Origin of the sequence: Nocardia sp. NPDC004151 (assembly GCF_042874235.1) — a bacterium.
Lineage (GTDB): Bacteria > Actinomycetota > Actinomycetes > Mycobacteriales > Mycobacteriaceae > Nocardia.
In genome coordinates this window covers 166,307-174,206 of sequence record NZ_JBIAMR010000018.1, presented here as the reverse complement: position 1 = coordinate 174,206, position 7,900 = coordinate 166,307, and the positions used below count along the sequence as shown (strand labels likewise).

The 7,900-nt window shown below is 68.9% G+C and carries 9 protein-coding genes; 2 read left to right on the top strand and 7 right to left on the bottom strand.

Annotated elements, in window-relative coordinates; all coding sequences use genetic code 11:
* From ACFYTS_RS31485 to ACFYTS_RS31475, 3 genes are all read right to left on the bottom strand, one after another.
* Positions 1-186 (bottom strand): hypothetical protein (locus ACFYTS_RS31485; protein WP_387309101.1); only part of this gene is annotated, 186 nt, incomplete at its 3' end.
* Between the two features lie 23 nt (positions 187-209).
* A complete protein-coding gene (locus tag ACFYTS_RS31480; protein ID WP_387309100.1) occupies positions 210-1,406 on the bottom strand; it encodes an amidase family protein in 1,197 nt (398 codons plus the stop codon).
* Positions 1,406-2,545 carry an acetamidase/formamidase family protein gene (locus tag ACFYTS_RS31475; RefSeq protein ID WP_387309099.1) on the bottom strand — a complete coding sequence of 380 codons (1,140 nt, stop codon included), beginning with the start codon at positions 2,543-2,545 and terminating at the stop codon, positions 1,406-1,408. Before ACFYTS_RS31475 ends, ACFYTS_RS31480 begins: the two co-directional genes overlap by 1 nt.
* 156 nt (positions 2,546-2,701) lie before the next feature.
* On the opposite strand from ACFYTS_RS31475, the gene ACFYTS_RS31470 reads away from it, so the two are divergent.
* Complete coding sequence (locus ACFYTS_RS31470; RefSeq protein WP_357285258.1) at positions 2,702-3,397, top strand: FCD domain-containing protein; 696 nt, start codon at positions 2,702-2,704, stop codon at positions 3,395-3,397.
* On the opposite strand, the gene ACFYTS_RS31465 is transcribed toward ACFYTS_RS31470, so the two are convergent.
* Entirely contained in the window at positions 3,378-4,361 is a 984-nt protein-coding gene (locus ACFYTS_RS31465) for a helix-turn-helix domain-containing protein (protein WP_357285260.1), read from the bottom strand. The two genes, ACFYTS_RS31470 and ACFYTS_RS31465, sit on opposite strands and share 20 nt — an antisense overlap.
* 71 nt (positions 4,362-4,432) lie before the next feature.
* Here ACFYTS_RS31465 and ACFYTS_RS31460 point away from each other — a divergent pair, with 71 nt between their 5' ends.
* Complete coding sequence (locus tag ACFYTS_RS31460; RefSeq protein ID WP_387309098.1) at positions 4,433-5,401, top strand: NADP-dependent oxidoreductase; 969 nt, start codon at positions 4,433-4,435, stop codon at positions 5,399-5,401.
* 52 nt (positions 5,402-5,453) lie between these two features.
* On the opposite strand, the gene ruvB is transcribed toward ACFYTS_RS31460, so the two are convergent.
* Genes ruvB through ruvC form a run of 3 tightly spaced genes read right to left on the bottom strand, consistent with a single transcriptional unit; the run spans position 5,454 to position 7,810 of the window.
* Entirely contained in the window at positions 5,454-6,557 is a 1,104-nt protein-coding gene (gene ruvB, locus ACFYTS_RS31455) for a Holliday junction branch migration DNA helicase RuvB (protein ID WP_387309097.1), read from the bottom strand.
* Between the two features lie 6 nt (positions 6,558-6,563).
* Positions 6,564-7,169 carry a Holliday junction branch migration protein RuvA gene (ruvA, locus tag ACFYTS_RS31450; RefSeq protein WP_387309096.1) on the bottom strand — a complete coding sequence of 202 codons (606 nt, stop codon included), beginning with the start codon at positions 7,167-7,169 and terminating at the stop codon, positions 6,564-6,566.
* A complete protein-coding gene (gene ruvC / locus ACFYTS_RS31445; protein WP_387309095.1) occupies positions 7,166-7,810 on the bottom strand; it encodes a crossover junction endodeoxyribonuclease RuvC in 645 nt (214 codons plus the stop codon). The genes ruvA and ruvC overlap by 4 nt, the downstream gene beginning before the upstream one ends.
* Positions 7,811-7,900: the final 90 nt, after the last annotated feature.

The window sequence follows — 7,900 nt, the reverse complement described above, 5'->3', positions numbered from 1 at the left end:
GATCAGACACGTATCCAACGCCGCGAGTTGACGCTTGCAGCCTTCAACCTGCCGCATCAACGACACAACATCCTCGTCGGAGAACCCTGTCATCTTCCCACCCTGAATGGACTCGGTCAGAGTCGCCACCGCGGCCGCCAGTTCAGCGATACCGCAGTCGTCGAGTGTCACCCCATTCGAATCCATGCCCCCATTCTACGCCCGCACGATCATGCCGGGAACCCGAAATGTCTGGTATCCCTTACCTTTTCATCCAATATCGAAACCACATTCAAATCCATACCGGGTGCCCCAACCAAACACAAACTACTCGGAATTCCCCGAATCCTCGCCAATGGAAAACTAACCGCCGGCCCGCCGACAATCGACGCCAAACACGTCAAATGCAGCGTCCGCATCCGCCCCGACTCCAACGCCCCAGCGGATGCCACCCGAAGCGGCGGAAGCGTAGCGACCGTCGGCAACACAAGAAACCGCCCACGCAAGGCATCCCGAAGAACGGCCGCCGCATCCCGGAGCACCGAGCTCGCCCCGAACGCCTCCTCCGCGGTAACCCTCGAGGCGATGTGAAACCGCTGCGCCACTTCCGATTCCAACGAACCCGGATGCGCCGAGATCCACGCGCCGTGGTTCCTCCAGGCTTCGAACGCCTGCACTGTCCGGAACGCCGTGAACCACGATTCGAGGTCGGCATTCAGGTGGTGGTCGACCGCACCGAGCTGCCTGGCCGCCTTCAAGCCGGCTTCCCCGACCTCGGCATCGGCCACAGCGCACAAGTCGGGATCGACGATGAGCTCGTAAGGTCCCGAATTCTGCTCTGGAAGCAGGCATTCCGCGACCGATCGCATCGTGTCCAGGTCTCGTGTCATCCACCCCACGGTGTCGAAGGACTCCGCCAGCGGGAGCAGTCCCGCAGTGGAGATGCTCCCGCGAGAGGTCCGTATCCCCCACAACCCCTGATACGCCGCAGGCACTCGAATCGATCCCGCCGTATCGGTCCCCAACCCGATGGTGACCTCCCCGCGCGCGACCGCCACCGCGGACCCGCTCGAAGATCCACCCGGAATCCGTTGCGGAGCAGCCGGATTGATCGGCATTCCGTACCGCCCATTGCCACCGGTGATGCTGTAGGCGAATTCATCGGTCTGCGCGATCCCGGTGATATCGGCCCCTGCTGCGAGCAGACGAGCCACAACCGCCGCATGGGCGTCCGAGGGTGCTCCCAGAAACTCCGGGACCCCGCCACCGAGTGGATAGCCGGCGACAGCGTAGAGATCCTTCACCGCCACGGTGTGTCCACTGAGCACCCCGTCACCGGTAGCGGCAACCAGCGGCGCGCCCCGCTCCCGCCACACCCGAGGATCGAACTCGTCTGTCCGCTCGGCCGATTCGCGTGCCACCGTCATCAAACCCTCGCCAGCACGCGCCTGGCCAGCTCGGTGGCGGCGTGACCGGCGAAGTCCGCCACCCGCACCTCGCCGTGCACACCCCGCACTTGGTCCACAGCCTGCGAGATGGTGAAATCCGCTGCGGCACTGAGATACAGGTACGCCTGCTGCGGATCCGCGTCGAACAGCGACACCACCAGCTCGATGGCGTTCCGGACACACAGTTCCAGCGCCTTGTTCAGATCCTCGCTCAAACCCGTCGGGATCAACAGCCCGTGTGAAGCCGCGAACGGCCCGATCCCCCGCCCCAGCCCGGCCGCGACTTGAGCCGCCGGAATCACGTCGACCGTCAAGGTAGCCCGTAGCGGCGCCTCCAACGCGGTGAGCGCCACTTCCCCGTTCCCTTGGGCGAAGTGCGGATCCCCGATATAGAACAGCGCCTCGGCGACCTGCACCGGCAGAAACAATGTCGCCCCCGCCGTCAGCCTCCGGATGTCGATATTGCCGCCGTGCGCCCCGGGCGGCACCGAGGACACCCGCGTATCCGTATCGGTCGCGACACCGATGATGCCCAGGAACGGGTGCAGCGGAAACCGGGCCTGCCCCGGCCGATCCGGATGCAGCGGCATCGTCCCGTACCAGGCCCCGCCACGCTCTTCGACGGCGCAGAACTGCCCGTAATTGCCGTCGAACCCGGACTTGTTCGCCAGCACACCACGTGCGTGCCGAGTGGATACGACGCCGTACGGCGCGCGCATGGCCAGCGCGTCGATCCGGATCGCGAGCAGGTCCCCCGGTTTCGCCCCTGCGACCGCGATCGGCCCGGTGATGATGTGCGGCCCCGCCAGCGAGTCACGGCGGCGGGTTCCGGCCACCTCGATCGCGTCGGCGAGCACCTGGTCCCGCTCGACCCCGTGCCGTCCGAAGTAGGCCAGCGGATCAGACCCCTGATCCTCCAGAATCCCTTCGTGACTCACGGTGTCGACCACGATGGTCCCGCCCGCCTCGACGGTCGCCACCGGCTTGTCGCCGACTCGCGGCAGCCGCCCCCAGAGCACCGCCGTGGGGTCGACCGGCAGATACCCGGCGTCCTCGATCCCCTCGCCCGGTTGCAGTACCGGAAACGCCGGGGCGAACCCCCGCACAATCGACGTCACACGCCCTACCTTCCCTACCCAGCCAGAATTGGTCCGACCATCCGATATGCCGACCATAAGTCGGCACGACCGGCGGTGCGGGGCCACGAAACCTAACGTAACTGCCGTTTTACCTACCCGAAATGGTCTGCCAGGGAAGGGATTTAGACTCGGGGCGTGACGGCATCGATTCCGCCGCTCCGCCGGCGCGCACGCAGCGTCAGCGCGGAGGTCGCGGCGCACCTGGAGGGTTTGATCGCCAGCGGGGAACTGCGGGCCGGGGATCGGCTGCCGCCGGAACGCGAACTGGCGGCCGGGTTGAGCGTGTCACGATCCTCGTTGCGGCAGGCCATGTTCGAGCTGGAATCCAAGCAGCTCATCGAACGCCGTCAGGGCCGGGGCAGCACCGTCATCGAGAACCCGCGCCGGGCAGGTGATCTCGCGGGCGGGCTCGCGGACCTCGATATCGAGCTCGGCCACGCCACCGAACTCCGGGACCTGGTGGAGCCGCGGATCGCGGAGCTGGCCGCCCTCCGCGCGGTCGAATCCAACCTGCTGTCCCTCGACGACGTCCTGGCCCGCTCCAGCGACTCGCTCTCCCCCGCCGAATCCCTCCGCCTCGACATCGAATTCCACACCCTCCTCGCCCGCGCCGCCCAGAACCCTCTGCTGGTCACCCTCTGCACCATGACCACCGACTGGACCCGCCGCACCCGCGCCCTGTCTCACCGCACCCGGCACGCCCGCGCCCTGTCCATAGACGGCCATCACCGCATCTACACCGCCGTCGCGGCCCACGACGGCCCGGGCGCGGCGGCGGCGATGGAACAGCACCTACGTGAGGTTCGCGAGGTCAGCCGCCCGCGCCGGTGAGTACCGCCTCGCTCCGGAAGGTGCGGCGATAGGCCAGCGGTGCGACGCCGATCGCCTCGTGCAGATGCTGCCGCAGCGAGGCGCCGGTCGCGAACCCGACCTCGCCGGCGATCCGATCCACGGAAAGCTCTGTGGATTCGAGTAGTTCGCGCGCCCGGAACACGCGCTGCTGGATCAGCCACCGGCCGGGACTCATTCCGACCTCGTCGCGGAAACGGCGCGCGAAGGTGCGGCCGCTCATGCGCGCGCGATCGGCGAGGTCGGCCATGGTCAGTGGCCGGTGCAGGTTTTCCAGTGCCCACTGCCGGGCCTCGGCCGTGCCCGCGGCCGCCGGCGGCGGGACCGGCTGCTCGATGAATTGCGCCTGCCCGCCCTCGCGCCACGGCGGGACGACGCAACGCCGCGCGACGGCGTTCGCGACCTCGCTGCCGTGGTCGCCGCGAATCAGGTGCAGGCACAGGTCGACTCCGGCGGACGCGCCCGCGGAGGTCAGGAGGTCGCCGTCATCGACGTAGAGCACGTTGGGGTCGACGCGGATGCCAGGGAAGGCGCGCTGGAAGCGGTCGGCGATATTCCAGTGGGTGGTGGCGGGCCGGTCGTCGAGCAGTCCGGCCGCTGCGAGCACGACAGCGCCGGTGCAGATGGACACGAGTCGCGCACCGGGACGGATCGACGCCAGCGCCGCCGAAACCTCGTGCGGCAGTCCCTGTTCCAGGATCGGAGTCACATCGCACGGCGGAATCACCACGGTGTCCGCGGTTTCCAGCACGCGCGCGTCGTGCGCCACCGCGATATCGAAGTCCGAGCTGCTCCGCACGGGTCGCCCGTCGAGCGAGCAGGTGATCACCCGGTACCGCCCGTCAGCGGTCCCGAACACCCGGTTCGGAATGCCGAGCTCGAACGGATACACCCCGTCGAGCGCCAGCACCACCACGGTATGCGGCCGAGCAACCTCCGAATCCATGGCACGATCCTATCGAATAATGGCGATCATGCCATTTCCCCGGCCTGGGTCCGGGCGGCAAACTGAGAGCCATGAGCGACAAGGACTACACCCTCCCCACCACCATGACGGCCATCGGGCAGGACGTGCTCGGCGGTCCCGAGGTCCTGCACGAGGTGAAAGTGCCGGTGCCCCAGCCCGGTCCGAGCGAACTGCTGGTCCGGGTTCGCGCCACCGCGCTGAACCCGACCGACTGGGCGCACCGCGCCCGCGCGGGCCTGTTCCTGCCCGCACCCCCGTACATCCTGGGCTGGGATGTCTCGGGCGAGGTGGTCGCGACCGGTGTCGGTGTCACCCTGTTCGAACCCGGTGACGAGGTATTCGGCATGCTGCCGTATCCGCACGGGCACGGCGCGGCGGCCGAATTCGTCACCGCCCCGGCTCGCTCCTTCGCCCGCAAGCCCGCCAACCTCGGACACCCGGAGGCCGCCGCGATCCCGCTGGCCGCGCTGACCGCCTATCAAGCCCTGGTCGACACCGCGAACGTCGAAGCCGGGCAGCGGGTCCTGATCCACGCCGCCGCCGGGGGCGTGGGCCACTTCGCCGTACAGATCGCCAAGGCCCGCGGCGCGTACGTGATCGGCACGGCCAGCGCCGCCAATCACGAATTCCTCCGGAGTATCGGCGCGGACGAGGTGCTCGACTACCGCACCACCGATTTCGCCGAGACGCTGCGCGATATCGACATCGTCATCGACCCGATCGACGCCGACCACGCGCTGCGCTCACTGCGGACGCTGCGTCCCGGCGGCCTCCTGGTCACACTGCGCGCCCTGGGTGCCGACCATGTGAAAACCGCGGCCGAGAAGCTCGGCGTCCGCGCCGCGGTCATGCTCGTCGAGGCCGATCACACGGGGATGAACGCGCTGCGCGAGCTCGCCGAGACCGGTGCACTGCGGCCCACCCTCGCGGGAGTGTTCCCGCTCGCCGAGGCCGCCGCTGCGCACGCCCTCGGCGAAACCCGCCACACCGTCGGCAAATTGGTTCTCACCGTGGACTGACGGCCTCGCGACACGCACCGGCCGTACCCGAGACGGCCGGTGCCGCACCACTCTACGGCTCGAACAGGTCCATCTGCGGTTCGTGCCGCCGCACCTCGATGGAACCGAACACCAGGTCCGGCGGCGGGACCAGGCCCAGGTGTTCCCAGGCGGCGGCGGTGGCGATGCGGCCGCGGGGTGTGCGGGCCACCAAACCCGCTCGCACCAGGAAGGGTTCACAGACTTCCTCGACCGTGGCCGCTTCCTCGCCCACGGCGACGGCCAGAGTGGACACGCCCACCGGGCCGCCGTTGAAACTGCGGATCAGCGCGCTCAGCACCGCGCGGTCGAGGCGGTCCAGGCCGAGGGAGTCGACGTCGTACACCGACAGTGCGGCGTGGGCGATCTCGGGGGTGACCAGGCCGTCGGCCTTGACCTCCGCGTAGTCGCGCACGCGGCGCAGCAGGCGGTTCGCGATACGCGGCGTGCCACGGGAACGTCCGGCGATCTCGGCGGCCGCGTCGGATTCCAGGCGTACGCCCAGGATTCGGGCCGAGCGTTCGAGGATCTGCTGCAGTTCGAGCGGCTCGTAGAAGTCCATGTGGCCGGTGAAACCGAACCGGTCACGCAGCGGGCCGGTCAGCGCGCCCGAGCGGGTGGTCGCGCCGACCAGGGTGAACGGGGCGATGTCGAGGGGAATCGAGGTGGCGCCGGGGCCTTTGCCGACCACCACGTCGACGCGGAAGTCCTCCATCGCGAGGTACAGCATCTCCTCGGCGGGGCGGGCCATGCGGTGGATCTCGTCGATGAACAGGACGTCGCCCTCGACCAGGTTGCTGAGCATGGCGGCCAGGTCACCGGCGCGTTCCAGGGCGGGGCCCGAGGTGAGGCGCAGGGCGGTGCCGAGTTCACCGGCGATGATCATCGCCATACTCGTCTTGCCCAGACCCGGTGGCCCCGACAGCAATACGTGATCGGGGGTGCCGCCGCGCAGTTTCGCGCCCCGCAGCACCAGGGCCAGCTGTTCGCGCACCCGCGGCTGGCCGATGAAGTCGTCGAGCGACTGCGGGCGCAGGCTGGCCTCGATCTCGCCGTCGGACTGCAGATAGCTCGCGGTGACGCTGGATTCGTCCGCGTCGAAATCCGCGTCGTCGAAGTCGTCGAAATCCTCTGCCATGACCGGTTATCGATTCTTGCCGAGCAGGCCCAGCGCCGTGCGCAGCGCCTGGGAGGTGCCGATACCGGGTTCGTCGGCGAGCACGGCGTCGACGGCGCCCTCGGCCTGCCGGGCCGGGAAGCCGAGGCCGATGAGCGCGTCCACCACCTGCTCGCGCACCGGCGTGACCGCGGGCGCGGGACCCGATCCGGGCGGACCGGACTGCACCGGAACCAGATTCACCTTGTCGCGCAGCTCCACCACCATGCGCTCGGCGCCACGCTTGCCGACACCGGGCACCCGGGTCAGCGCGGTCACGTTCGATTCCGCGAGCGCCTTGCGCAGCGCCTCGGGCTCCAGTACCGCGAGCACCGCCATGGCCAGCTTCGGGCCGACGCCGGACACGGTCTGCAACAGCCCGAACAACTCTCGCGCCTCGGTGTCGGCGAAGCCGAACAGGGTCATCGAGTCCTCGCGCACGATCATGGTCGTGTAGAGGCGGGAATCCTCGCCGCGGGTCAATCCGGCCAGGGTCGCCGGGGTGGCGTTGAGCCGGTAGCCGACTCCCGCCGCCTCGATCACCACATGGTCGAGCCCGATCTCGAGCACCTCGCCGCGCACCGACGCGATCACCGCGTTACCGCCTTCCGATTCGGAGATTCACCACGCTGGGAACCAGCACCGCGCCGGCCGTCTCCGCTTCGCGGAGGGCGGCCGTTACCGCGTTGCTGGGCAAGCCTTTCCTCGTACAGCCGCCGCTGCTGCTCGGCCATCGCCTCCGCCTTGGCCATGCGATCCAGCATGGGCGCACGCCAGCAATGGCAGATGGCCAGGGCGAGCGCGTCGGCGGCGTCGGCGGGTTTCGGTGCGACGGACAGCCCGAGGATACGGGTCACCATCGCGGTCACTTGCGCCTTGTCCGCCGAACCATTGCCGGTGACCGCCGCCTTCACCTGCGAGGGGGTGTGGAAGTGCACCGGGATCTCGCGGCGCGCGGCCGCGAGGGCGATCACGCCGCCCGCCTGCGCGGTGGCCATGGCGGTGCGGACATTGTTCTGGGAGAAGACCCGTTCGATGGCGACGACTTCGGGCCGGTGATTGTCCATCCAGGCCTCGGCGGCATCGGAGACCCGCAGAAGCCGTTGCGCCAGATCCATTTCCGGCGGGGTGCGCACCACGCCGACCTCCAGCATGGACACCTGCCGGCCGAGAGTTCCGACCACCATGGACAGACCGCACCGGGTGAGCCCGGGGTCGACGCCCATCACCCGCACCGAAACCCCTCTCACCGTGAACGAACAACTGTTCGAGAGTCTAACGGACCCCCGCCGCGACATTGTCCATCGACACGGCCGGTCGGGGGC

Excerpts from the sequence above, each read along its gene's own strand:
- ACFYTS_RS31480 (WP_387309100.1), bottom strand. The coding sequence starts at position 1,406 with ATGACGGTGGCACGCGAATCGGCCGAGCGGACAGACGAGTTCGATCCT.
- ruvB (WP_387309097.1), bottom strand. The coding sequence starts at position 6,557 with ATGGCAGAGGATTTCGACGACTTCGACGACGCGGATTTCGACGCGGAC.
- ACFYTS_RS31460 (WP_387309098.1), top strand. The coding sequence starts at position 4,433 with ATGAGCGACAAGGACTACACCCTCCCCACCACCATGACGGCCATCGGG.
- ACFYTS_RS31465 (WP_357285260.1), bottom strand. The coding sequence starts at position 4,361 with ATGGATTCGGAGGTTGCTCGGCCGCATACCGTGGTGGTGCTGGCGCTC.